At 59.7% G+C, this 24,651-nt stretch carries 20 protein-coding genes; 12 read left to right on the top strand and 8 right to left on the bottom strand.

The features are described 5' to 3' along the window. Positions 1 to 60 precede the first annotated feature (60 nt). The 6 genes from lepA to pdxJ all read left to right on the top strand — a co-directional run bounded on the left by lepA (position 61) and on the right by pdxJ (position 6,279). Positions 61 to 1,860 (top strand): translation elongation factor 4, encoded by a 1,800-nt coding sequence (lepA, locus tag CKW26_RS27960; RefSeq protein WP_008083639.1) that lies wholly within the window; start codon positions 61 to 63, stop codon positions 1,858 to 1,860. A 5-nt stretch (positions 1,861 to 1,865) separates the two neighbouring features. Next, entirely contained in the window at positions 1,866 to 2,720 is an 855-nt protein-coding gene (gene lepB / locus CKW26_RS27955) for a signal peptidase I (RefSeq protein ID WP_095050950.1), read from the top strand. Between the two features lie 169 nt (positions 2,721 to 2,889). Beyond that, positions 2,890 to 3,579: a ribonuclease III gene (rnc, locus tag CKW26_RS27950; protein ID WP_093436904.1), complete on the top strand. Its 690-nt coding sequence runs from the start codon at positions 2,890 to 2,892 to the stop codon at positions 3,577 to 3,579. Continuing rightward, entirely contained in the window at positions 3,572 to 4,474 is a 903-nt protein-coding gene (era, locus tag CKW26_RS27945) for a GTPase Era (protein WP_007909024.1), read from the top strand. The genes rnc and era overlap by 8 nt, the downstream gene beginning before the upstream one ends. A 166-nt stretch (positions 4,475 to 4,640) precedes the next feature. Then, positions 4,641 to 5,330: a DNA repair protein RecO gene (gene recO / locus CKW26_RS27940; RefSeq protein WP_093436899.1), complete on the top strand. Its 690-nt coding sequence runs from the start codon at positions 4,641 to 4,643 to the stop codon at positions 5,328 to 5,330. Positions 5,331 to 5,535: 205 nt separating this feature from the next. Beyond that, a complete protein-coding gene (gene pdxJ / locus CKW26_RS27935; protein ID WP_016986101.1) occupies positions 5,536 to 6,279 on the top strand; it encodes a pyridoxine 5'-phosphate synthase in 744 nt (247 codons plus the stop codon). 124 nt (positions 6,280 to 6,403) lie between these two features. Here pdxJ and mltF read toward each other — a convergent pair whose 3' ends face one another. Beyond that, complete coding sequence (gene mltF / locus CKW26_RS27930) at positions 6,404 to 7,864, bottom strand: membrane-bound lytic murein transglycosylase MltF (RefSeq protein WP_093436891.1); 1,461 nt, start codon at positions 7,862 to 7,864, stop codon at positions 6,404 to 6,406. 285 nt (positions 7,865 to 8,149) lie between these two features. On the opposite strand from mltF, the gene purL reads away from it, so the two are divergent. From purL to CKW26_RS27915, 3 genes are all read left to right on the top strand, one after another. After that, the gene (gene purL / locus CKW26_RS27925; RefSeq protein ID WP_095050949.1) at positions 8,150 to 12,046 is read left to right on the top strand and encodes a phosphoribosylformylglycinamidine synthase; all 3,897 of its coding nucleotides are present in this window, start codon (positions 8,150 to 8,152) and stop codon (positions 12,044 to 12,046) included. A 5-nt stretch (positions 12,047 to 12,051) separates the two neighbouring features. Continuing rightward, a complete protein-coding gene (locus CKW26_RS27920; RefSeq protein WP_095050948.1) occupies positions 12,052 to 12,363 on the top strand; it encodes a YqfO family protein in 312 nt (103 codons plus the stop codon). Positions 12,364 to 13,479: 1,116 nt separating this feature from the next. Further along, positions 13,480 to 13,842, top strand: coding sequence for a DUF6124 family protein (locus CKW26_RS27915; protein ID WP_095050947.1), 363 nt, complete (start codon positions 13,480 to 13,482; stop codon positions 13,840 to 13,842). Between the two features lie 179 nt (positions 13,843 to 14,021). Here CKW26_RS27915 and nagE read toward each other — a convergent pair whose 3' ends face one another. From nagE to CKW26_RS27880, 7 genes are all read right to left on the bottom strand, one after another. Then, entirely contained in the window at positions 14,022 to 15,737 is a 1,716-nt protein-coding gene (nagE, locus tag CKW26_RS27910; RefSeq protein WP_095050946.1) for an N-acetylglucosamine-specific PTS transporter subunit IIBC, read from the bottom strand. A 23-nt stretch (positions 15,738 to 15,760) separates the two neighbouring features. After that, positions 15,761 to 18,274, bottom strand: a complete 2,514-nt coding sequence (gene ptsP, locus CKW26_RS27905; RefSeq protein WP_095050945.1) for a phosphoenolpyruvate--protein phosphotransferase — start codon at positions 18,272 to 18,274, stop codon at positions 15,761 to 15,763. 138 nt (positions 18,275 to 18,412) lie between these two features. Beyond that, positions 18,413 to 19,435, bottom strand: coding sequence for an SIS domain-containing protein (locus CKW26_RS27900; RefSeq protein WP_095050944.1), 1,023 nt, complete (start codon positions 19,433 to 19,435; stop codon positions 18,413 to 18,415). Next, positions 19,416 to 20,522, bottom strand: coding sequence for an N-acetylglucosamine-6-phosphate deacetylase (gene nagA / locus CKW26_RS27895; RefSeq protein ID WP_095050943.1), 1,107 nt, complete (start codon positions 20,520 to 20,522; stop codon positions 19,416 to 19,418). Before nagA ends, CKW26_RS27900 begins: the two co-directional genes overlap by 20 nt. 40 nt (positions 20,523 to 20,562) lie before the next feature. Beyond that, positions 20,563 to 21,294 carry a GntR family transcriptional regulator gene (locus tag CKW26_RS27890; RefSeq protein ID WP_093436861.1) on the bottom strand — a complete coding sequence of 244 codons (732 nt, stop codon included), beginning with the start codon at positions 21,292 to 21,294 and terminating at the stop codon, positions 20,563 to 20,565. A gap of 283 nt (positions 21,295 to 21,577) precedes the next feature. Further along, positions 21,578 to 22,093 carry a murein L,D-transpeptidase family protein gene (locus tag CKW26_RS27885; RefSeq protein WP_095050942.1) on the bottom strand — a complete coding sequence of 172 codons (516 nt, stop codon included), beginning with the start codon at positions 22,091 to 22,093 and terminating at the stop codon, positions 21,578 to 21,580. A gap of 113 nt (positions 22,094 to 22,206) precedes the next feature. After that, a complete protein-coding gene (locus CKW26_RS27880) occupies positions 22,207 to 22,758 on the bottom strand; it encodes an NUDIX hydrolase (protein ID WP_007909002.1) in 552 nt (183 codons plus the stop codon). A 147-nt stretch (positions 22,759 to 22,905) separates the two neighbouring features. Between CKW26_RS27880 and CKW26_RS27875 the strand changes: the two genes are divergently transcribed. The 3 genes from CKW26_RS27875 (at position 22,906) to CKW26_RS27865 (ending at position 24,298) form a co-directional block, all read left to right on the top strand. Beyond that, the gene (locus CKW26_RS27875) at positions 22,906 to 23,505 is read left to right on the top strand and encodes a CoA pyrophosphatase (protein WP_093436852.1); all 600 of its coding nucleotides are present in this window, start codon (positions 22,906 to 22,908) and stop codon (positions 23,503 to 23,505) included. Positions 23,506 to 23,567: 62 nt separating this feature from the next. After that, positions 23,568 to 24,092, top strand: a complete 525-nt coding sequence (locus tag CKW26_RS27870; RefSeq protein ID WP_034154816.1) for a gamma carbonic anhydrase family protein — start codon at positions 23,568 to 23,570, stop codon at positions 24,090 to 24,092. Beyond that, the gene (locus CKW26_RS27865; RefSeq protein ID WP_093436849.1) at positions 24,089 to 24,298 is read left to right on the top strand and encodes a DUF1289 domain-containing protein; all 210 of its coding nucleotides are present in this window, start codon (positions 24,089 to 24,091) and stop codon (positions 24,296 to 24,298) included. Before CKW26_RS27870 ends, CKW26_RS27865 begins: the two co-directional genes overlap by 4 nt. The last annotated feature ends 353 nt before the right edge of the window (positions 24,299 to 24,651 follow it).

Below are 24,651 nucleotides of genomic sequence, written 5' to 3'. Positions count from 1 at the left end.
GGTACAATTCCCGGCTATTTTTCGGCGGGCTATGCCTGCAGCCTTTTTGAGTGTTGATCCGTGAGTGATTTGAGTCATATCCGCAATTTCTCCATCATCGCCCACATTGACCATGGCAAGTCGACGCTGGCCGATCGCTTCATCCAGATGTGCGGCGGCCTGGCCGAGCGTGAAATGGAAGCCCAAGTACTGGATTCCATGGATCTGGAGCGTGAACGCGGGATCACCATCAAGGCCCACAGCGTTACCCTCTATTACACCGCCAAAGACGGCATCAAGTACCAGCTGAACTTCATCGACACTCCGGGCCACGTCGACTTCACCTACGAAGTCAGCCGTTCCCTGGCTGCGTGTGAGGGTGCCTTGCTGGTGGTCGATGCCGGTCAGGGCGTTGAAGCTCAGTCCGTAGCCAACTGCTACACCGCGATCGAGCAGGGCCTTGAGGTCATGCCGGTGCTGAACAAGATCGACCTGCCGCAGGCCGATCCTGATCGCGTAAAAGACGAAATCGAGAAGATCATCGGCATCGATGCCACCGACGCCGTCACCTGCAGCGCCAAGACCGGCCTGGGTGTCGACGAAGTCCTCGAGCGTCTGGTGCACACCATTCCTGCGCCGACCGGCAACATTGAAGATCCGCTGCAAGCGTTGATCATCGACTCCTGGTTCGACAACTACCTGGGCGTTGTTTCCCTGGTGCGTGTACGTCATGGCCGCGTGAAGAAGGGCGACAAGATCCTCGTCAAGTCCACCGGCAAGATCCATCTGGTCGACAGCGTGGGCGTGTTCAACCCGAAACACACCGCCACCACTGATTTGAAAGCCGGCGAAGTGGGCTTCATCATCGCTAGCATCAAGGACATTCACGGTGCACCGGTCGGTGACACCCTGACCCTGGCCTCGACCCCGGATGTTGAAGTGCTGCCCGGCTTCAAACGCATCCAGCCACAGGTTTACGCCGGTCTGTTCCCGGTCAGTTCCGACGACTTCGAGGACTTCCGCGAAGCGCTGCAGAAGCTGACCCTCAACGACTCGTCGTTGCAGTACACCCCGGAAAGCTCCGACGCACTGGGCTTCGGCTTCCGTTGCGGCTTCCTTGGCATGTTGCACATGGAAATCATCCAGGAGCGCCTCGAGCGCGAGTACGACCTGGACCTGATTACCACTGCGCCAACGGTAATTTTCGAGCTGGTGCTGAAAACCGGTGAAACGATTTACGTCGACAACCCATCCAAGCTACCGGATGTGTCGTCGATCGAAGACATGCGCGAGCCGATCGTGCGGGCCAACATTCTGGTGCCGCAGGAACACTTGGGCAACGTCATCACCCTGTGCATCGAGAAGCGTGGCGTTCAAGTCGACATGCTGTTCCTCGGCAATCAGGTGCAGGTCACCTACGACCTGCCGATGAACGAAGTGGTCCTGGACTTCTTCGACCGTCTCAAATCCACCAGCCGTGGCTATGCTTCGCTGGATTACCATTTCGATCGTTACCAATCGGCTAATCTGGTGAAACTGGACGTGCTGATCAACGGCGACAAGGTCGATGCCCTGGCGTTGATCGTGCACCGTGACAACTCGCACTACAAAGGTCGCCAGTTGACCGAGAAGATGAAAGAACTGATTCCTCGTCAGATGTTCGACGTAGCCATTCAGGCCGCCATCGGTGGTCAGATCGTTGCCCGGACAACCGTCAAGGCGCTCAGAAAGAACGTATTGGCCAAATGCTACGGCGGTGACGTCAGCCGTAAGAAGAAACTGCTCGAGAAGCAAAAGGCCGGTAAGAAACGCATGAAGCAGGTCGGCAACGTGGAAATTCCACAAGAAGCCTTCCTCGCAGTGCTCAGGTTGGATAGTTAGGTCCTATGTCACTAAATTTCCCGCTGTTGCTGGTCATCGCCGTGTTCGTCTGCGGCCTGTTGGCGTTGCTTGATCTGTTGATCCTGGCGCCGCGTCGGCGTGCTGCCATTGCCTCCTATCAAGGCAGTGTCAGCCAGCCTGATGTAGTGGTCGTTGAAAAACTGAACAAAGAGCCGCTGCTGGTCGAATACGGCAAGTCGTTCTTCCCGGTGTTGTTCATCGTGCTGGTGCTGCGCTCGTTCCTCGTGGAACCGTTTCAGATCCCTTCGGGCTCGATGAAACCCACCCTGGACGTCGGCGACTTCATTCTGGTGAACAAATTTTCTTACGGGATCCGTCTGCCGGTGATCGACAAGAAGATCATCGAAGTGGGTGATCCGCAGCGCGGTGATGTGATGGTGTTCCGCTATCCAAGTGATCCGAGCGTCAATTACATCAAGCGTGTAGTCGGCCTGCCGGGCGATACGGTGCGTTACACCGCCGACAAACGTCTGTTCATCAATGGCGAGTCGGTGGCCGAACAGTTGGTCGGCCCGGAGCCGGGCATGCTCGGCAGCGCCGAGTTCTACAAAGAAAAGCTCGGCGCTGCCGAACACCTGATCCGCAAGGAAATGAGCCGTTACCGCGCCACGCCGGACCATACTTGGACCGTGCCGGCCGGGCACTACTTCATGATGGGCGACAACCGCGACAACTCGAACGACAGTCGCTACTGGGATGATCCGAACATTCCCAAGGATCTGCTGGGCATGGTTCCAGACCAGAATATCGTCGGCAAGGCCTTCGCGGTCTGGATGAGCTGGCCGGAATCAAAACTCAGTCACCTGCCGAATTTTTCGCGGGTTGGCCTGATCAAGTAATTACACACGGCGCTGTTGACCACAGCGCCGAATGCATTTCTGGAGCCGGCACAATCGGCTTCGCAATCGCCAGGATTTAATTTTTGAACACAGCGTTAATTGTCCCAGGCCTGCGCCGCATCCCGGCGATGGCAGTGGAATCCAGCCACGAACTCAGCGTGGGTAAACCGTGAGCGTTTCTCTAAGCCGTCTCGAGCGCCAGCTCGGTTACACCTTCAAGGATCAGGAGCTTATGCTGCTGGCCCTGACGCACCGAAGTTTTGCCGGGCGCAACAACGAACGCCTGGAATTCCTCGGCGATGCCATCCTCAATTTTGTCGCCGGCGAGGCACTGTTCGATCGCTTCCCGCTGGCACGCGAAGGCCAGTTATCGCGTTTGCGCGCACGCCTGGTAAAAGGTGAGACGCTGGCCGTACTGGCTCGCGGTTTCGACCTTGGCGATTACCTGCGACTGGGTTCCGGTGAGTTGAAAAGCGGCGGTTTCCGTCGCGAATCGATTCTGGCCGATGCCCTCGAAGCCTTGATCGGCGCGATCTACCTTGACGCCGGCATGGATATGGCGCGCGAGCGCGTGCTGGCCTGGCTGGCTGGCGAGTTCGAAGGCCTGACGCTGGTCGATACCAACAAGGATCCGAAGACCCGCCTGCAGGAACACCTGCAATCGCGCGGTTGTGAACTGCCACGCTACGAAGTGGTGGATATCCAGGGCGAGCCGCACTGCCGAACCTTCTTCGTCGAGTGCGAAGTTGTCTTACTGAATGAAAAAAGCCGAGGTCAGGGTGTAAGCCGTCGTATTGCCGAACAGGTAGCGGCCGCCGCAGCACTGATTGCCCTGGGCGTGGAGAATGGCAATGACTGATACAAACGCAACTCGCTGTGGCTATGTTGCCATCGTCGGCCGTCCCAACGTCGGTAAGTCGACGCTGCTGAACCACATCCTTGGCCAGAAGCTCGCCATTACCTCGCGCAAGCCGCAGACCACTCGCCACAACATGCTCGGGATCAAAACCGAAGGTGACGTGCAGGCGATCTACGTCGATACCCCTGGTATGCACAAGGGTGGCGAAAAGGCCCTGAACCGTTACATGAACAAAACCGCTTCGGCAGCGTTGAAAGACGTCGACGTGGTGATCTTCGTAGTCGATCGGACCAAGTGGACCGACGAAGACCAGATGGTTCTCGAGCGTGTGCAGTACGTTACCGGCCCATTGATCGTTGCGCTGAACAAGACCGACCGCATCGAAGACAAAGCCGAGCTGATGCCGCACCTGAGCTGGTTGCAGGAGCAGTTGCCGAACGCGCAGATCATCCCGATCTCCGCGCAGCACGGGCACAACCTCGACGCGCTGGAAAAGGTTATCGCTGATCATCTGCCGGAGAACGATCACTTCTTCCCGGAAGACCAGATCACCGACCGCAGCAGCCGGTTCCTTGCCGCCGAACTGGTGCGCGAGAAAATCATGCGCCAGATGGGCGCTGAGCTGCCGTACCAGATCACCGTCGAAATCGAAGAGTTCAAGCAGCAGGGCAAGACCCTGCACATTCATGCTTTGATCCTCGTTGAGCGCGACGGCCAGAAGAAGATCATCATTGGCGACAAGGGCGAGCGTATCAAACGCATCGGCACCGAAGCGCGCAAGGACATGGAGCTGCTGTTCGACTCCAAGATCATGCTCAACCTGTGGGTCAAGGTGAAGGGCGGCTGGTCCGATGACGAGCGTGCGCTGCGTTCGCTGGGTTACGGCGACCTGTAATCACCGATCCAGAGAACACCGATACCCACTGTGGGAGCGAGCCTGCTCGCGAAGAGGATGTAACATTCAGCCTTGATGTTGACTGTCACTCCGCTTTCGCGAGCAGGCTCGCTCCCACAGTGGTTTTGGGTTGTGTGTAAAACTGCGTTTCTTCATCGAGAACCCAATGTCGCAAAACCCGCCTCCGGCCCAACCCGCCTATGTCCTGCATTCTCGCGCCTACCGCGAAACCAGTGCGTTGGTGGACTTCCTCACGCCGCAAGGTCGGCTGCGGGCGGTGTTGCGCAGTGCGCGGGGCAAGGCCGGGACATTGGCGCGGCCGTTCGTGGCGCTGGAAGTCGAGTTTCGTGGCAAGGGCGAGCTTAAGAACGTCGGGCGCATGGAGAGCTCTGGCACCTCGGCGTGGCTCAACGGTGAAGCGCTGTTCAGCGGTCTCTATCTGAATGAATTGCTGATTCGCCTGCTGCCTGCCGAAGACCCGCACCCGGGTGTCTTCGATCACTACGCCGCGACCTTGCTGGCATTGGCCGAAGGTCGTCCGCTGGAGCCGTTGCTGCGCTCCTTTGAATGGCGGCTGCTGGACGATCTCGGTTACGGCTTTTCGTTGAATACCGATGTCCATGGCGAACCTGTTGCGCCGGATGGTCTTTATCGTCTGCAAGTGGATGCCGGTCTTGAGCGGGTCTTCCTGCTGCAACCCGGCCTGTTCAACGGCGTCGAATTACTGGCCATGGCCGAAGCCGACTGGACCGCCCCCGGCGCGCTCTCCGCCGCCAAGCGCTTGATGCGTCAGGCACTGGCTGTTCACCTGGGCGGTCGCCCTCTCGTCAGTCGCGAGCTGTTTCGCAAGCCCTAAGGGTCTGTTTACGTCTGGACGCGGCGCAACGGGCGCTGGCTGCGCGCAGGGCCGCGTTGCTCGGAACTCATTTGGCGCAACCAAACTTCGTTCCTCGCGCCTTGCCCTGCACTCAGCCAGCATCCCGTTGCCGCCGCGCCCAGACGTAAACAGACCCTTCACCGTGTATGCTGTGCGCCGAATCTTTCCCTTCAGGAGCACATCCGTGACCACCAGCAATCGCATTCTTCTTGGCGTGAACATCGACCACGTCGCCACCCTGCGTCAGGCTCGTGGCACGCGCTACCCGGATCCGGTCAAGGCGGCGCTGGACGCGGAAGAGGCGGGGGCCGATGGCATCACCGTGCACCTGCGTGAAGACCGTCGGCACATTCAGGAGCGCGATGTCTTGCTGCTCAAGGATGTGCTGCAAACCCGCATGAACTTCGAAATGGGCGTCACCGAAGAAATGATGGCGTTTGCCGAACGCATTCGTCCGGCGCACATCTGCCTCGTCCCGGAAACCCGTCAGGAGCTGACCACCGAAGGCGGTCTGGATGTGGCAGGACAGGAGGAGCGCATCAAGGCAGCGGTTGAACGTCTGTCGAAGATCGGCAGCGAAGTGTCGCTGTTCATCGATGCCGACGAGCGCCAGATTGCAGCGTCGAAGCGTGTCGGTGCGCCGGCCATCGAACTGCACACCGGCCGTTACGCCGATGCCGAAACCCCGACCGAAGTGGCTGAAGAGCTCAAGCGTGTCGCCGATGGCGTGGCGTTTGGTCTGGCCCAAGGCCTGATCGTTAACGCGGGTCACGGTTTGCATTACCACAACGTTGAAGCCGTAGCGGCCATCAAAGGTATCAACGAACTGAACATCGGCCATGCGCTGGTGGCGCATGCGTTGTTCGTCGGGTTCAAGTCTGCTGTGTCTGAAATGAAAGCGCTGATTCTGGCGGCTGCCAAGCCTTAAGCTTCAACTCAAAACCCTTGTAGGAGTGAGCCTGCTCGCGATATCGGTGTGTCAGACAAAATTAATTGACTGACCCACCGATATCGCGAGCAGGCTCACTCCTACAATTGATTTGGGGTGTTGATTAGAGCGGGGCAGGTTCTTGTGCGGGTTTTGACTTATCGATGCCCGGCACATGCAGATTGCCCTCGGCCACTTGATCGCCTTCAAGTTGCGGTTGGGTCACCCAGGTCAAAATGTCGTAGTAGCGACGAATGTTCGCCACAAAATGCACCGGCTCGCCGCCTCGGGCGTAGCCATAACGCGTCTTGCTGTACCACTGCTTCTGCGACAGGCGCGGCAGGATTTTCTTCACGTCCAGCCATTTGTCCGGGTTCAGCCCTTCCTTGGCCGTTAGCTTACGCGCGTCATCCAGGTGGCCACTGCCGACGTTGTAGGCCGCGAGGGCGAACCAGGTGCGGTCCGGCTCCTTGATCGAATCGTCGAGTTGGTCCTTCATATAAGCCAGGTACTTGGCGCCGCCCATGATGCTCTGCTTCGGATCGAGGCGGTTGGACACGCCCATTGCCTGTGCCGTGTTCTGGGTCAGCATCATCAGCCCGCGCACGCCGGTCTTCGAGGTAACCGTCGGCTGCCACAGCGATTCCTGATAACCAATGGCCGCCAGCAGACGCCAGTCGACTTTCTCTTTCTTCGCGTAGTTCTTGAAGTGCTGTTCGTATTTCGGCAGACGCTGCTGCAAGTGCTGGGCGAAGGTCGTGGCGCCCATATAGCCGAGAACATCGACGTGGCCGTAATAGCGATCCTTCAAGCGTTGCAGGGTGCCGTTCTTCTGCACTTTGTCCAGATACGCGTTGATTTCGTTGAGCAGGCTGTTGTCTTCGCCCGGGCCCACGGCCCAGCTCTGGCTGCGTGCATCGCCGAGGTCGAAGGCCACGCGAATATTGGTGAAATACACCTGATTCATCGCCACTTCGTTGGAATCGACCAGGGTCAGGTCGATCTGGCCTTCATCGACCATGCGCAGCAGATCGACCACTTCAACCGCGTCGGACTCTTCGTATTCGATGCCGGGGAATTTCTTTTTCAGCTCCGCCAGTTGCTCGGCGTGGGTGCTGCCCTTGAGCACCATGATCTTCTTGCCGACCAGATCGCCAGGATCGGTCGGCCGTGACTGGCCGTTGCGGTAGATGATCTGCGGGGTGACTTCAAGGTAGGAGTGCGAGAACCGCACCTGCTGCTTGCGCTGTTCGCTGCTGACCAGACCGGCGGCGGCCAGCACCGGGCCGTTCGGCTTGCCGATCTGATCGAACAAGTCATCGAGGTTGTCGGCGGTCTCGATCTTCAGCTCTACGCCCAAATCGTCGGCGAAGCGCTTCACCAGCTCGTATTCGAAGCCGGTTTCACCGCTGCGATCCTGAAAGTAGGTGGCGGGGCTGTTACGGGTAATCACCCGCAGCACACCATCCTCCTTTACGCGCTCGAGTGTGTTGGGTTTATCAACACAGCCACCGAGCATCAGGAAGAGTCCGGTTGCGATCAGCCATTTGGCGTACCGCGGACGCAAAGCCGTTGGGAAAAACATCTGCGCAGTATACGCAAACGGCTGCGGGCGCCATATCTCGACAGTGCAGGGCGAGTCTGCTAGCGATCACAAAACTGCACGAAACCCCGCAGGAACGGGGCTTGACGGCATTTTGTTACAGTAAAAATAAGCGGCATCTGAATAGCTGATTTACCTGACTCTGAAGTCGGAAACACAGATTGATACCCGAGTGCAACCGTGCGTAGCGTTTCGGGTGATGTTGAGGGCGGTTTAGGCTAGAATGCACGGCCTCAAAGCACACCCCTTCCCGAGGCTGTCCCGAAGATGTTGATCCTGCGCGGCGCTCCTGCCCTTTCTGCCTTTCGCCACAGCAAACTCCTTGAGCAACTGAGCCAGAAGGTTCCGGCTGTCAGTGGCTTGTATGCTGAATTCGCTCACTTCGCCGAAGTCACCGGCGTCCTGACCGGCGACGAACAGCAGGTGCTTGCGCGCCTTCTGAAGTACGGTCCAAGCGTTCCGGTACAAGAGCCGACCGGCCGTCTGTTTCTGGTGTTGCCGCGTTTCGGCACCATCTCGCCATGGTCGAGCAAGGCCAGCGATATCGCCCGCAACTGCGGCCTGAGCAAGATCCAGCGTCTGGAACGCGGTATCGCCTTCTACGTTGCCGGTCAGTTCAGCGAAGCCGAAGCGCAGCAGATTGCCGACGTGCTGCATGACCGCATGACCCAGATCGTGCTGGCCAACCTCGAGCAGGCCGCCGGTCTGTTCAGCCACGCCGAGCCGAAGCCGCTGACTGCAATCGACATCCTCGGTGGTGGTCGCGCTGCGCTGGAAAAAGCCAACACCGAGCTGGGCCTGGCTCTGGCTGAAGACGAGATCGATTACCTGGTCAATGCCTTCAACGGTCTCAAGCGCAACCCGCACGACATCGAACTGATGATGTTCGCCCAGGCCAACTCCGAGCACTGCCGCCACAAAATCTTCAACGCCAGTTGGGATATTGATGGTGAGAACCAGGAAAAAAGCCTGTTCGGCATGATCAAGAACACCTACGTGATGCACAGCGAAGGCGTTCTGTCGGCTTATAAGGACAACGCCTCGGTGATCGTCGGCAACGTTGCCGGCCGTTTCTTCCCGAATCCTGAAACCCGCCAGTACGGCGCGGTGCAGGAGCCGGTGCACATCCTGATGAAGGTTGAAACCCACAACCACCCGACCGCAATTGCCCCGTTCCCGGGTGCATCGACCGGTTCCGGTGGCGAGATCCGCGACGAAGGTGCAACCGGCCGTGGCGCCAAGCCAAAAGCTGGCCTGACCGGTTTCACCGTGTCGAACCTGCAGATTCCGGGCTTCGAACAGCCGTGGGAAGTGCCGTACGGCAAGCCTGAGCGCATTGTTACCGCGCTGGACATCATGATCGAAGGCCCGCTCGGCGGCGCTGCGTTCAACAACGAATTCGGTCGTCCGGCCCTGACCGGCTACTTCCGTACCTTCGAACAATCGATCACCACCCCGCACGGTGACGAAGTTCGCGGTTACCACAAGCCGATCATGTTGGCCGGCGGCATGGGCAACATCCGTGAAGAACACGTCAAGAAAGGCGAGATCGTCGTTGGCTCCAAGCTCATCGTCCTCGGCGGCCCGGCGATGTTGATCGGTCTGGGCGGCGGCGCTGCTTCCTCGATGGCCACCGGCACCAGCTCGGCGGATCTCGACTTCGCTTCCGTGCAGCGTGAAAACCCTGAAATGGAGCGTCGCTGCCAGGAAGTCATCGACCGTTGCTGGCAACTGGGCGACAAAAACCCGATCAGCTTCATCCACGACGTCGGCGCGGGCGGTCTGTCCAACGCCTTCCCGGAACTGGTCAACGACGGCGACCGCGGTGGCCGTTTCGAACTGCGCAACATTCCCAACGACGAGCCGGGCATGGCCCCGCACGAAATCTGGTCCAACGAATCCCAGGAACGTTACGTTCTGGCGGTAGGCCCTGAGGACTTCGAGCGCTTCCAGGCGATCTGTGAACGTGAGCGTTGCCCGTTTGCTGTAGTCGGCGAAGCCACTGCCGAGCCGCAACTGACCGTGACCGACAGCCACTTCGGTAACAACCCGGTGGACATGCCACTGGAAGTGTTGCTGGGCAAAGCCCCGCGCATGCACCGTTCGGTAGTTCGTGAAGCCGAATTGGGCGATGACTTCGATCCGTCGAACCTCGACATCACCGAGTCCATCGAGCGCGTTCTGCATCACCCGGCCGTGGCGAGCAAAAGCTTCCTGATCACCATCGGCGACCGCACCATCACCGGCCTCGTGGCCCGTGACCAAATGGTTGGCCCATGGCAGGTTCCGGTGGCCGACGTTGCTGTCACCGCCACCAGTTTTGACGTCTACACCGGTGAAGCGATGGCAATGGGCGAGCGGACTCCGCTGGCACTGCTGGACGCTCCGGCGTCGGGCCGCATGGCCATTGGCGAAACCCTGACCAACATCGCTGCTTCGCGCATCAACAAGCTCTCCGACATCAAACTGTCGGCGAACTGGATGTCGGCTGCCGGCCACCCGGGCGAAGACGCGCGTCTGTACGACACCGTGAAAGCGGTCGGTATGGAACTGTGCCCTGAGCTGGGCATCACCATTCCGGTGGGCAAGGACTCGATGTCCATGGCCACCCGCTGGAACGATAACGGCGAAGAAAAAACCGTGACCTCGCCGATGTCGCTGATCGTGACCGGTTTCGCGCCAGTGGCTGACATCCGTCAGACCCTGACTCCGGAACTGCGCATGGACAAGGGCACCACCGACCTGATCCTGATCGACCTCGGTCGCGGTCAGAACCGTATGGGTGCTTCGATCCTTGCTCAGGTTCACGGCAAGCTCGGCAAACATGCGCCGGATGTCGATGACGCCGAAGACCTGAAAGCCTTCTTCGCAGTGATCCAGGGCCTCAACGCCGACGGTCACCTGCTGGCTTACCACGACCGTTCCGACGGTGGTCTGCTGACCTCCGTGGTGGAAATGGCCTTCGCCGGCCACTGCGGTCTGAGCCTGAACCTGGACAGCGTTGCCGAGTCTTCGGCGGAAATCGCTGCGATCCTGTTCAACGAAGAGCTGGGTGCCGTGATCCAGGTTCGTCAGGACGCCACGCCAGATATCCTCGCGCAATTCAGCGCGGCCGGTCTGGGCGACTGCGTGTCGGTGATCGGTCAACCGATCAACAATGGCCAGATCAACATCACCTTCAACGGTGACACCGTGTTCGAAGGTCAGCGTCGTCTGCTGCAACGTCAGTGGGCCGAGACCAGCTACCAGATCCAGCGTCTGCGTGATAACGCCGACTGCGCTGAGCAAGAGTTCGACGTGCTGCTGGAAGAAGACAACCCGGGCCTGAGCGTCAAGCTCAGCTACGACGTCAACCAGGACATCGCCGCGCCTTACATCAAGAAAGGCATCCGCCCTCAGGTTGCCGTGCTGCGTGAGCAGGGCGTCAACGGTCAGGTGGAAATGGCCGCCGCGTTCGACCGCGCCGGTTTCAACGCGATCGACGTGCACATGAGCGATATTCTGGCCGGCCGTGTCGACCTGAACGAGTTCAAAGGTCTGGTGGCCTGCGGTGGTTTCTCCTACGGCGACGTTCTCGGCGCCGGTGAAGGCTGGGCCAAGTCGGCACTGTTCAACAGCCGCGCCCGCGATGCGTTCCAGGGCTTCTTCGAGCGTAACGACAGCTTCACCCTCGGCGTGTGCAACGGTTGCCAGATGATGTCCAACCTGCACGAGCTGATTCCGGGCAGCGAATTCTGGCCGCACTTCGTGCGCAACCGCTCCGAGCAGTTCGAAGCGCGTGTCGCGATGGTTCAGGTTCAGGAGTCGAACTCGATCTTCCTGCAAGGCATGGCCGGTTCGCGTATGCCGATCGCCATTGCTCACGGTGAAGGTCACGCCGAGTTCTCCAGCGAAGAAGCCCTGCTGGAAGCCGATCTGTCCGGTTGCGTGGCGATGCGTTTCGTCGACAACCATGGCAAGGTCACTGAGCGTTATCCGGCCAACCCGAACGGTTCGCCGCGCGGGATTACCGGTCTCACCAGCCGTGATGGCCGTGTGACGATCATGATGCCGCACCCGGAGCGTGTGTTCCGCGCGGTGCAGAACTCGTGGCGTTCGGAAGACTGGAACGAGGATGCACCTTGGATGCGTATGTTCCGTAACGCGCGCGTCTGGGTGAACTAAGGCCTGTGTACAAGCTCGCCTTTTTTGTTCCTGACAGTCATGTCGAGGTGGTCAAAGGGGCTGTGTTCGCTGCCGGTGGTGGGCGGATCGGTGACTATGACCACTGTGCCTGGCAGGTGCTTGGGTCTGGCCAGTTTCGGCCTTTGGACGGCAGTCAGCCGTTCATTGGTGAGGCGGGGCAGGTTGAGCGGGTTGAGGAGTGGAAGGTTGAGCTTGTGGTGGCGGATGAGTTGATCGTTGCTGTGGTGGCGGCTCTCAAGTTGAGCCATCCCTACGAGACACCGGCGTATGAGGTGTGGCGGCTGGAAGATTTCTGACTTTTCTTGCTGCTGAAACGGGAAACCCGCAGATGAGTGATTGTCTGCGGGTTTTTTGTTGCCCCCCGATTTTCCAGGCAATGGGAATCCAATGTGGGAGCGAGCTTGCTCGCGAAGGCGTCGGATCAGGTAATGATGTTCTGGCTGACCGGGTACATATCCGTTGCTGCGGTAACGGCTTCTTAGGGTTCCGCCCTTACGGCGGGTCACTTTTTACAAACGCCTAAAAAGTAACCAAAAACGCTTGCCCCAACGTTCGGCCCACTCGCTAAAGCTCGGGGTTCCTTCGCTCCGGGATCCATCCGGGCGCATCGCCTACGGTTTGCTTCGCTGCACCTCCTCTCGATGCATTTGGCTGCGCCAAACGGTCGCTGCGCTCCCACCCCCGGATAAATCCCTCCACTCAGCCTGCCGACGGGGCCTGTGGATCAAGATCAAGAGCAGCAGCCGAGCTAACGCTCATCCTGTTGAGTGGTGAAGAGCACGGGGTGTTCGGCTTTTGATTTGTGTTGGAGCTGCCCCTCACCCCAGCCCTCTCCCGAGGGAGAGGGAGCCGATTTGTGGGCTTTTCAGGATCTGAATTCGACTCGGTATTTCACGTCAGCGTAGATCCACCAAACACCCCGGTCAGTCCCCTCTCCTTCTGGGAGAGGGCAGGGTGAGGGGCTTTGATCTGTTTCAGAATCTGAATTCGACTCGGTATTTCACGTCGGCGAACATCCACCAAACACCCCGGTCAGTCCCCTCTCCCTCTGGGAGAGGGCTAGGGTGAGGGTTTGCTTTTGACTGTTTAATGATGTGTCGAATAGCCAGAACCTTCCCACAAGGTTTTCAGGTTGTCCGTCGGACGTCGGGTCTCTAGTCTTTGGCTGTCACCGCAAATCGGTGATCGGGTGTGAGAACCCGGTAAGAGGTTTTAATCAAACGTCAGTAGCACCATAATCGCCGCCAGCTCATTTGCTGCCGGCAATGTTCTATGGCGGCTGTGTGCGGGCGGACTTCGGTTCGGCCGGGTTGATCTCTTACCGGTTTCTCACTCCGCACATGGCTGCCACCTCTTCGTCGCGTGAGAAACGACCAGTGATGGCTTCAATCATTTGATTAGAGATCATTGCAATGACTAAACCCGTCCCCGACCCACCCCACGAAACCAAAACCCCACTCGAAGAAGCCCTCCGCGCCGAAGACCAGGCCCGAAACCGCGAAGCCATCAAACGCGCCCTCGACTTCTACCTGTGCCCCGAACCCGCAAAGCCCCGCCGACCGAGCACCATGTTCATGGTCTGCCCAGAGGTCGACACCGAAAGCCTGCTCGCTCACGCCTGCGAATCGTTAGCCTCGGCAAGCGCTGCTACCAGCAACTTTGCCAATGAGCTAACCGGCCTGCAGCGCAGCACCGCGCTAGGCATCCAGCAAATCATCATGCTCGCCGAACTCGCAGTAAACCGCGCACTGGATCGAGTCGATCCACAAACCTGACGATCGCGTCATCGTTCATCGCCAGCAGGCTGGCTCCCACAGTTGAAACGCATTCCCTTGTGGGACCTGGCTTGCCAGCGATGACGCCGATCCAGGCAACCCAAGTCTGGCAGAACGCACACACTCCAAACTGTGGGAGCTAGCCTGCTAGAGATGAGGCCTGTCCAAACACCAGACCTCTAAACCTTGGCGCCGACCTCGCTACGATCGACCAATGCCTCAATCGCCCCACTCAAACTCGCAGCCTTATCCCCCACCAGCAAATGCCAAACCCCACCCTCCAACTGGCTGACACCCTGACAACCCAGCTCTTTCAACTGCGCCTCGGACAACGCCTTGCCATCCGCCAACAGCAAGCGAATCCGGCTCATGGCAATGCACTCCAGTTGCAGCACGTTGTCGCCACCGCCCAGTGCGGTCAGCCATTGCTGCGCTTCGGAGCCAGCAATCACAGCGGCTTTCGACTCATCAGCAACAACAGCGGTTTCAACCAAAATCGCACGCCCCAGTGAAGGCATCGCCAAGCGAATCTCATCCGCAATGCTGTCCGCCATCGGCCCAACCACAACCTGCAAACTCCCACCTTTACCCGGACGCACAACCGCCATTGCCCCCAACGCTTTCAGGTCTGCATCCGAAGCCTTGTTGCGATCAACCATCTCCAGTCGCAACCGCGTGGTGCAGGCGCCGACGGTGAGCAAGTTCTCTGCTCCGCCCAACGCCTTGATGTAGGCACTGGCGCGCTCGTTCTCAGTCAGTACGGCTTTTTCACTGACAGCGACATCCTCACGCCCCGGCGTCTTCAGATTGAAGCGACGAATGCAGAAATCAAACACCGCGTAATACACCACGGCATACGCCAGCCCGACCGGAATCACCAACCAGCCATTGGTCGAGCGGCCCCAGCCCAGCACCATGTCGATAAAACCGCCGGAGAAGGTGAAGCCGAGGTGAATGTTCAACGCATTGGTGATCGCCATCGACAACCCGGTCAGCAGCGCATGCAGCAGATACAACAACGGCGCCAGAAACATGAAGGCGAATTCAATCGGCTCGGTCACCCCAGTCAAAAACGACGTCAAAGCCATCGACAGAAAAATCCCGCCCATCACCTTGCGCCGTTCCGGCAGGGCGTTGCGATACATCGCCAGGCACGCGGCGGGCAGGCCGAAGATCATCATCGGGAACATGCCGGTCATGAACTGTCCGCCCTTCGGATCACCGGCGAAGTAGCGCGACAGGTCACCCGTCACCAGAGCCCCGGTAGTTGGATCGGTGAAGTTGCCGAACACGAACCACGCCATGTTGTTGAGGATATGGTGCAGGCCGGTGACGATCAGCAGGCGGTTGAACACGCCAAACACGAACGCGCCGATACTGCCGCTTTCCATCATCAGCGCACCAAACGCGTTGATGCCGTGCTGGATCGGCGGCCAGATATAGCCGAACACCACACCCAAACCGACCGCCGCGAACCCTGTGACAATCGGCACAAACCGTCGACCACCGAAGAAAGCCAGATACTCCGGCAGCTTGATGTCCTTGAAGCGGTTGTACAGCGCGCCGGCCATCAGGCCGCTGACGATACCGGCGAGCATGCCCATGTTGATGCTCGCGTCGAGCACCTTGAGCGTGGAGATCATCACCAGATAACCGATCACCCCGGCCAGGCCGGCGGTGCCGTTGTTGTCCTTGGCGAAACCGACGGCGATGCCGATGGCGAAGATCATCGCCAGGTTGGCGAAGATCACTTGGCCGGCATCGTGAATGATCGCGATGTTCAGCAGGTCGGTGTCACCCAGGCGCAGCAGCAGGCCGGCAATCGGCAGGATCGCGATCGGCAGCATCAGCGCGCGGCCGAGGCGTTGCAGGCCTTCGATGAAGAGTTGGTACATGGCGTTTGTCCTTTTTGTTTTTGTTAGCGCAGAGGCCAATGTTGATGACAGGCGTGACGCACGGCGGTGGCGCTGCTCAGCTTGAGCAGGTCACGACTGAGGCGCTGGCATTCGGCTTCGTGCAGTTGACGCACGCGGTCCTTGATTTCACCGATCTGCACCGGGCTGACCGACAGTTCGCTCACGCCGAGGCCGATCAAAACGGGTGTGGCCAGCGGGTCGGAGGCGAGGGCGCCGCAGACGCCGACCCAACGCTTGTGCACCGCCGCGCCTTCGCAGGTCATGGCGATCAGGCGCAGCAGCGCCGGGTGCAGGGCGTCGACGCGGGCGGCCAGGCCTGCGTGATCGCGATCCATGGCTAAGGTGTATTGCGACAAGTCGTTGGTACCGATCGAAAGGAAGTCGGCGTGTTCGGCGAGTTGTTCGGCTTGCAGCGCGGCGGCCGGGACTTCGATCATCACGCCGATTTCCGGGCGTTGCGTGATGTCCATCTCCAGGCACAGCGCATCGACGCGTTGGCGGATGTGCAGCAACTCATCCACTTCGGTGACCATCGGCAATAGGATCCGGCAGCGGCGCAGCGGGCTGACTTGCAGCAGCGCGCGCAGTTGCTGGTCGAGGATTTCCGGGCGCGCCTGAGCCAGACGAATGCCGCGCAGGCCGAGCACCGGGTTGGCCTCGACGGGCAGCGGCAGGTAATCGAGTTGCTTGTCGCCGCCAACGTCGATGGTGCGGATGATCACTGAGTGATCGCCCATCGCATCCAGTACGCCTTGATAGGCCGCACGCTGTTCTTCGACATCCGGCGCGGTCTGACGATCGACGAACAAAAACTCAGTGCGCAACAGACCAACGCCATCAGCGCCGTTGGCGAAGGCATCTGCCGCTTCACCGCTGGAGGCAACGTTGGCGACGACTTCGATGGTCACGCCGTTGCGGGTTTCTGCAGGCAGGTGAGCCTTGGCTTGCTGTGCGTCGCGGCGCTGCTGACGGTCGAGTTGCGCCTGCTGAACTTCAGCCAGGCGTTCGGCATCTGGCGTCAGTTCGAGGCGTCCACTGTCGGCATCGAGCACCACCGCTTGGCCTTGTCGCTGATCAAGCAAGGCAGAACCCAACGCCACCATGCACGGCAGACCTTTGCCGCGAGCGAGAATTGCCACATGCGACGTCGCGCCACCCTCGGCCATGCATAACCCGGCAACGCCATGCGCGCTGAGTTGCAGCAGATCCGAAGGCGTCAGTTCATGAGCGGCAACAATGGCGCCGGCCGGCACATCGTAATGCCAGGCTTCGCCGAGCAATGCCCGCAACACCCGTTGCTTGAGGTCACGCAGATCGTTGGCGCGTTCGGCCAGCAGCGCGCTGCCGGTTTGCTGCAGCATTTCGCACTGCACGTCGATCGACTGGCTCCAGGCGTGAGTTGCCGCACAACCTTGTTCGATGGATCGCTGTGCAGCGTCGAGCAGCGCCGGGTCTTCGAGCAGTGCCAGATGCGCGGCGAAGATCGCTTCTTCGTCGGCATTCCTGTGTTTTTTCGCTTGCATGAGGGTGGCGTCGATTTCGTTGCGGACCTGAGTCAGCGCTGTGTCGAGCACCTGCTGTTGCTGCAGCGGATCATGATTGCCCGCATCCGCTGGCAAACTGATCGCGTTCAAACGAAACAGCGGCCCGCCAACCAGTCCCGGCGCAGCACATACACCGTGCAACACGCCAGCCTCGGCCGGGCGCTTAAGAGCGGCAACATTGACCGGCGCCACCGCGTGATGATCATCCGGCAGCGCCGTGGCCAACGCGCTGAGCAACGCTTGCAGCGCGGCTTCAGCGTCCGGCCCCTGACAACTGACCTGCACCTCATCCTGCTCGCCAACGGCCAGGCCCATCAAACCGATCAGGCTGTTGCACGGCGCCGATTTGCCGGCGAAGTGCAGTTGCGACTGGCTCTTGAACCCTTGCGCAGTCTGCCGAATCAGCGCAGCCGGGCGGGCATGCAAACCACCGCGATGGGCCACCAGAACATGGCCATGAACCTCAGGCCCGCCGATGACTGCTGCGCTCGCCGCCAGACCGTTGCGCGCAATAATGTGCAGCAACGGCTCGCCGACTTTCACTGCTTTGAGCGTAATCGGCCGCACCTGAAAATCCTGGCTGTTGGTCAGGATCAACAGGCTGACCAGGCTTTTGCATTGCTGGCCGACCTTGTCCAGGTCATAGCGCAACAACGGCTGGCCCTTGCTGACGCGGGTGCCATCCTTGACCAGCATCGAGAAGCCTTCGCCGTTCAACTCAACGGTATCGAGGCCCAGATGCAGAAGGATCTCCGCGCCGTTGTCGGCACGCACGGTGAGCGCGTGGCCGGTGCGGGCGACGTGAATGATCATTCCGGCGCACGGCGAATACAGCGTGTCGTTGATCGGGTCGATAGCAATGCCGTCGCCCATGGCGCCGCTGGCGAACACCGCGTCCGGGACTTTGGCGAGCGTGAGCACCGGGCCGCTGAGCGGGGCGCTAAGGGTCAGCTCTTTATTGTTGTTGTGCATGGCTCGGTCTCATCGGTTATATCTCGGTTCGATGTCCCCTGTAGGAGCTGCCGAAGGCTGCGATCTTTTGATCTTGTCTTTCTGTGAATCAAAATCAAAAGATCGCAGCCTTCGGCAGCTCCTACAGGTTTGCTTCAATTAATGCGTGCGGGTCACTTTGCTCAGGTGGCGCGGCTGATCCGGGTCCATGCCACGGGCCACGGCCAGACCGGCGGCCATCACGTAAAAGCTCTGGATCGCCAGAATCGGATCAAGGGCCGGGTGCTCGGCGCGGGTCAGGGTCAGATCGCGTTCGTTCACATCGTCCGGCGCTGCCAGCAACACGCGGGCGCCGCGTTGACGCATTTCCGCCGCAAGACTCAGCAGGCCAGCCTGTTCAGCGCCGCGTGGGGCGAAAACCAGCAACGGGTAGTGTTCGTCGATCAGCGCCATCGGGCCGTGACGGACTTCGGCGCTGCTGAACGCTTCAGCTTGAATCGCCGAGGTTTCCTTGAATTTCAGCGCTGCCTCTTGGGCGATGGCAAACCCGGCTCCCCGGCCGATGACCATCAAACGCTCGCAATCGCGCAGCGCTTCGATGGCCATGCTCCAGTCCTGTTTCGCCGCTTCGCGCAGGCCTTCAGGCAGGGCGTTGCCGGCCTCGAGCAATTCGTTGTCCTCTTTCCAGTGCGCGATCAAACGAGCGCTGGCGCTGAGGGTGGCGATAAAACTTTTGGTCGCGGCGACGCTGCTTTCAGTCCCGGCGAGCAGTGGCACGCTGAATTCACACGCGGCTTCCAGTGGCGAATCGGCGGCGTTGACCATCGACACGCTTAACGCGCCACGCTTGCGCAACAGACGCAAGCTGTTGACCAGATCCGGGCTCTGCCCCGACTGGGAAAAGGCGAACGCGACCTGACCGCTGACCTTCAACGGCGCCTGCTGCATGGTCACCACCGACATCGGCAACGACGCCACCGGGACGCCAAGTTGCTGCATGGTCAGGTAGGCGAAGTAGCTCGCCGCGTGGTCGGAGCTGCCGCGAGCCACAGTCATTGCCACTTGCGGCGGCTGACGGCGCAGGCGCCCGGCAATTTCGATCATTTGCGGGTCGAGCTGTTGCAGTTGGGCTTGCACGGCCTCGAACGAGGACAGCGCCTCTTCAAGCATTTTTGAAGTCAATGTCTTCTCCTTCGACCATGACGGCGGTCAGTGTGAGTGAGCGGTCCAGCCGCACGCAGTCGGCCCAGGCGCCAGGTGCAAGGCGCCCGCGTTCAGTAATGCCGAGATAGTCGGCGGGAAATTGCGACAGGCGTTGCGAGGCCTCGGCGATCGGCAAACCGATCTTCACCAGATTGCGCAGGGCTTGATCCATGGTCAGCGTGCTGCCGGCCAACGTGCCATCGGGCAAGCGTACGCCGCCCAGGCATTTGGTCACGGTGTGGCTGCCGAGCTTGTATTCACCGTCGGGCATGCCGGCGGCGGCCGTCGAATCGGTGACGCAATACAGGCACGGGATCGAACGCAAGGCCACGCGGATCGCGCCGGGATGTACGTGCAGCAAATCCGGAATCAGCTCGGCGAATTTGGCGTGGGCCAGCGCGGCGCCGACGATGCCTGGCTCGCGGTGATGCAGCGGGCTCATGGCGTTATAGAGATGGGTGAAACTGGTCGCACCGGCATCAAGCGCAGCGACGCCTTCCTCGTAACTGCCGAGGGTGTGGCCGATCTGCATGCGCACGCCACGGCTGCTCAGCTCACGGATCAAACCGTCATGGCCGGCGATTTCCGGGGCGATGGTGATCACCCGGATCGGCGCCAGTGTCAGGTATTCTTCGACTTCGGCCATTAACGCGGTGTGGGCGAAGTTCGGTTGCGCGCCGAGTTTTCCTGGATTGATGTACGGGCCTTCGAGGTGTACGCCGAGGACTCGCGCGCCACCTTTCGGACGCTGTTCGCAGAACTCTCCGACTTCTTTCAAGACGCTGGAGATCTCGGCGCTCGGCGCGGTCATGGTGGTGGCCAGCAGCGAGGTGGTGCCGAAACGCACGTGGGTTCTGGTGATGGTCTCGAAGGCGCTGGCGCCTTCCATGATGTCTTTGCCACCGCCGCCGTGGACGTGCAGATCGATGAAACCCGGCAGCAGATACGGCAGGTCATTGTCGGTCGGATCGCAGGGCACGCCTTCGATCGACACGACTTTGCCGTGTTCGTGGACCAGCCGGCCGCGAACCCAGCCGCTGGCGGTAAGGATGTTGTCTTCGGACATTTTGGTTCTCGCTTTTGGCCGCGCTTAACGACGCAGCTCTTTATCTACGAAGCTCTGCAACAAAGTCGTAGTAGTCGTTGCGGCAATAGGTGTCGGTGACTTCAATCGGTGTGTTGTCTTCGAGGTAGCCGACCCGGGTCATCAGCAGCATCGCGGTGCCGGGTGCGATGCCGACCAGTGCGGCGAACTCGTCAGAGGCGTTGATCGCCTGGATGTGCTGCAGGGCGCGGACGATCGGCTTGCCGATGCCGTCGAGGTATTCGTAGAGCGAATCGCCAACCAATTGCGGCTTGGGCATGATCGAGGCGGGCAGGGTGCTCATTTCGATGGCCATGACTGTGTCATCGGCTTTGCGCAGACGCTTCATGCGCGCGACCTTGTCGTTCGGCGACAGGCTGAGGCGGATCAGTTCTTCGTGGGTCGGCAGGGTGATTTCGCGTTCCAGCCATTGCGAGCTGGGTACGAAACCCTTGAGGCGCAGCATCTCGCTGAAACCCGAAAGGCGCGACAGCGGTTGTTCGAGGCGAGGGGTGATGAAAGTGCCGGAACCTTGCAGGCGACGAATCAGGCCTTGATCAAGCAGAACTTCCAGCGCCTTGCGCGCAGTCACTCGGGAAATGCCCAGTTGCTCGCTGAGGTTGCGTTCCGAAGGCATCGCCTGCTCGGACTTCCACTGCCCGGCATGAATCGCTGCTTCCAGATTGCGCGCTAGCTGCAGGTACAGCGGCGTCGGCTGGGAGTCGTCCGGGCGTAGGGTATGGAGGTCGTTCATGTAGGGCATTTCCGTCGCGAGTATAGGATTGTTGTGGCTCGCTTGTGGGGCGGAAATTAATACCACTTGAATACCATGTCAACGCACGGAAATGGCCTTTGGCCCAATGGAATGGAGGGTTTTAGGGGGTGTGGTTTCAAGTGGTATTAGTGTTGGCCTATAAAAAGCAAAAGATCGCAGCCTGCGGCAGCGCCTACAGTTGAGAGTGGTATCACCTCTGTAGGCGCTGCCGCAGGCTGCGATCTTTTGATTTATTTTTTTGCAGGTGACCAGTGGTCAGGGTTTAAGGGCGAATTTCGACCATCGTGCCGTCCGGCACCAGGTTCCATACTTCGCGCATATCAACGTTGCGCATGGCGACGCAGCCGTCAGTCCAGTCGAGGGTGTGGAACAGGTCTTCCGGGGTCTCTTCCGAATCCGGCGTGCCGTGGATCATGATCATCCCGCCGGGCTCGACGCCTTCACGCCGGGCGCGGGCCGAATCGCTGATGTTCGGGTAGGAAATGTGCATCGACAGATTGAATTTGTCGCTGGTCTTGCGCCAGTCGATCCAATAGAAACCTTCTGGCGTGCGCTTGTCGCCTTCTATCAGTTTCGGACCTTTCTTCGCGCCTTTGCCCAGGGAAATGCGATAGGTCTTCAGCGGCTTGCCGTCGGCGATCAGCTGCAGTTGATGCGCGGATTTAAGCACCAGAACTTTTTCGATAAGAGGTGTATTCGACGGCGTCACGGTGGTCACGAATGACGCTTGGGAGACGGTAACGAACGACAGGCAAAACAGGGCAAGCAACCAGCGCATTGAAACGATTCCCCAGGGAGTGACGCAGATAACCAACATTTTATATGTATGTGTACATGTAGGAGCTGCCGAAGGCTGCGATCTTTTTGTCGGCCATCATGCCAATGTCTTGATTAAATAATGACCGGCTGCGCCAACGGAGGAATCGATTCAGACCGAACCGGATACGCCTCGATACGCCGATCAGCGAAGAAGCATTCTAAGGTACGCCCCACCGTGCGGAAAGCCAGCTCGTCCCAGGGAATGTCGGCTTCGTCGAATAGTTGTACTTCGAGGCTCTCGGGGCCGGCGGCAAAGTCCAGGTCGACCAGTTCGGCGCGGAAGAACACATGCACCTGACTGATGTGCGGTACGTCGATCAGCGTGTAGATACTCAGGTTGCGCACCCGGGCGCAGGCTTCTTCGGCGGTTTCGCGTACGGCGGCCTGCTCGATGGTCTCGCCGTTCTCCATGAAGCCGGCGGGCAAGGTCCAGTAGCCGAGACGCGGCTCGATGGCGCGGCGGCAGAGCAACACTTTCGTGCCCCAGGTCGGCACGCAACCGGCGACGATATTGGGGTTTTGATAGTGAATGGTCTGACAGCTGTCACAGACAAATCGCAGCCGCGAATCGCCTTCGGGAATGCGCTGGGTGACCGGGTTACCGCAGTGGCTGCAAAATTTCATGCTGGGCTTCCTGAATGCTGCGCCTATCTTGGCGTGCAGCGGTGCCGGTCGGCAAGTTGTCGTTTCGCGACACGGCGGGTTTCGGGGGCTTGGGCGCTTGCAACGATTGGTGCATGATGCAGAGTAAGGCACAGATCGAGAACACTCATGCTGGACGAGCTACTGCATAGGGTTAGCAACCACACACCGCGCACGCTGGAGACCGACACCCGTTTCCCCGAGGCCGCCGTTCTGGTGCCGATCACCCGCAGTGACGAGCCGGAACTGGTACTGACCCTGCGCGCCAGCGGGCTCTCGACCCACGGCGGCGAAGTCGCGTTCCCCGGTGGTCGTCGCGACCCGGAAGACCCCGACCTGATCTTCACCGCGCTACGCGAAGCCGAAGAAGAGATCGGCCTGCCACCCGGCCTGGTTGAAATCATCGGCCCGCTGAGTCCGCTGATCTCCCTGCACGGTATCAAGGTCACGCCGTATGTCGGCGTCATCCCCGATTTTGTCGAGTATCTGGCCAACGATGCCGAGATTGCCGCAGTGTTCACTGTGCCGCTGGAATTCTTCCGCAAAGACCCCCGTGAACACACGCACCGCATCGACTATCAGGGTCGCAGCTGGTACGTGCCGAGCTACCGCTTTGGCGAGTACAAGATCTGGGGGCTGACGGCGATCATGATCGTCGAGTTGATCAATCTGCTCTATGACGCCAAGATCAGCCTGCACCAACCGCCAAAAAGCTTTCTTGATACTTGAACGCATCAATACCTGAGCCATCGGCAGAATGGCCATTCACCGTGAGCCCTGAGGAAAACAAGATGAAATACCGCTTGGGCGACGCCCGTGTCGAGACCCACCCACAGAGCTGGGTCGCCCCCAATGCCGTACTGGTGGGCAAGGTCAAACTCGAAGAGGGCGCCAACGTCTGGTTCAACGCCGTGCTGCGCGGCGACAACGAACTGATCCTGATCGGCAAGAACAGCAATGTGCAGGACGGCACGGTGATGCACACCGACATGGGTTTTCCGCTGACCATCGGTACTGGCGTGACCATCGGCCACAACGCGATGCTCCACGGCTGCACCGTTGGCGATTACAGCCTGATCGGCATCAACGCGGTGATTCTCAACGGCGCGAAGATCGGCAAAAACTGCATCATTGGCGCCAACTCGCTGATTGGCGAAGGCAAAGAGATTCCCGACGGTTCGCTGGTGATGGGCTCACCGGGCAAAGTCGTGCGCGAACTGACCGAGCCGCAGAAGAAGATGCTCGAAGCCAGCGCCGCCCACTATGTGCATAACTCGCAGCGCTACGCCCGTGATCTGGTTGAGCAAGAAGAATGAACACAGCCGAGAGACCCGTTGCCTCGCCGTGCGTGAATATTTGTGCGCTGGATGAGGATGACATTTGTACTGGCTGCCAGCGTACGGTCGCGGAGATCACCCGCTGGGGCCGTATGACCAACGACGAGCGCCGCGTGGTGCTGGGGTTGTGTCATGAGCGGGCGAAGGCGAGTGGGTTGGTGTGGATGATCCCTTCGAAATCGTGATCGGCTTGAGGGTGCCCTCACCCTAACCCTCTCCCAGGGGGAGAGGGGACTGACCGAGGTGCCTTTCGCTATACGCCGACCTGAGCTATTGAGTCGAACTCAGGTTTGAAAAGCCCCCGATCGGCTCCCTTTCCCTCTCGCCTGAAGGAAAGGGATTGTTCAAGCTGCACCTATCTGCGTTATCGAGTCGAGCTCGGGAGTCGATTCAACGAAGATCTGCTCCCTTTGATCTGGTCAAACGATACTGGACACGGTTATAGGGTTTTACCCTTTTTCATGCCGCCAGGGCCTCCATGTCCACCGGAGTTCGGTAGCCATTGTGACTGTGCAGCCTGATCCGATTGTAATAATGG

The sequence above is a fragment of the Pseudomonas sp. Irchel s3h9 genome, from assembly GCF_900187475.1.
In the GTDB taxonomy this organism is placed as follows: domain Bacteria; phylum Pseudomonadota; class Gammaproteobacteria; order Pseudomonadales; family Pseudomonadaceae; genus Aquipseudomonas; species Aquipseudomonas neuropathica.
The sequence above is the reverse complement of the archived record's forward strand: the minus strand, read 5'-3'. Positions and strand labels throughout refer to the sequence as shown.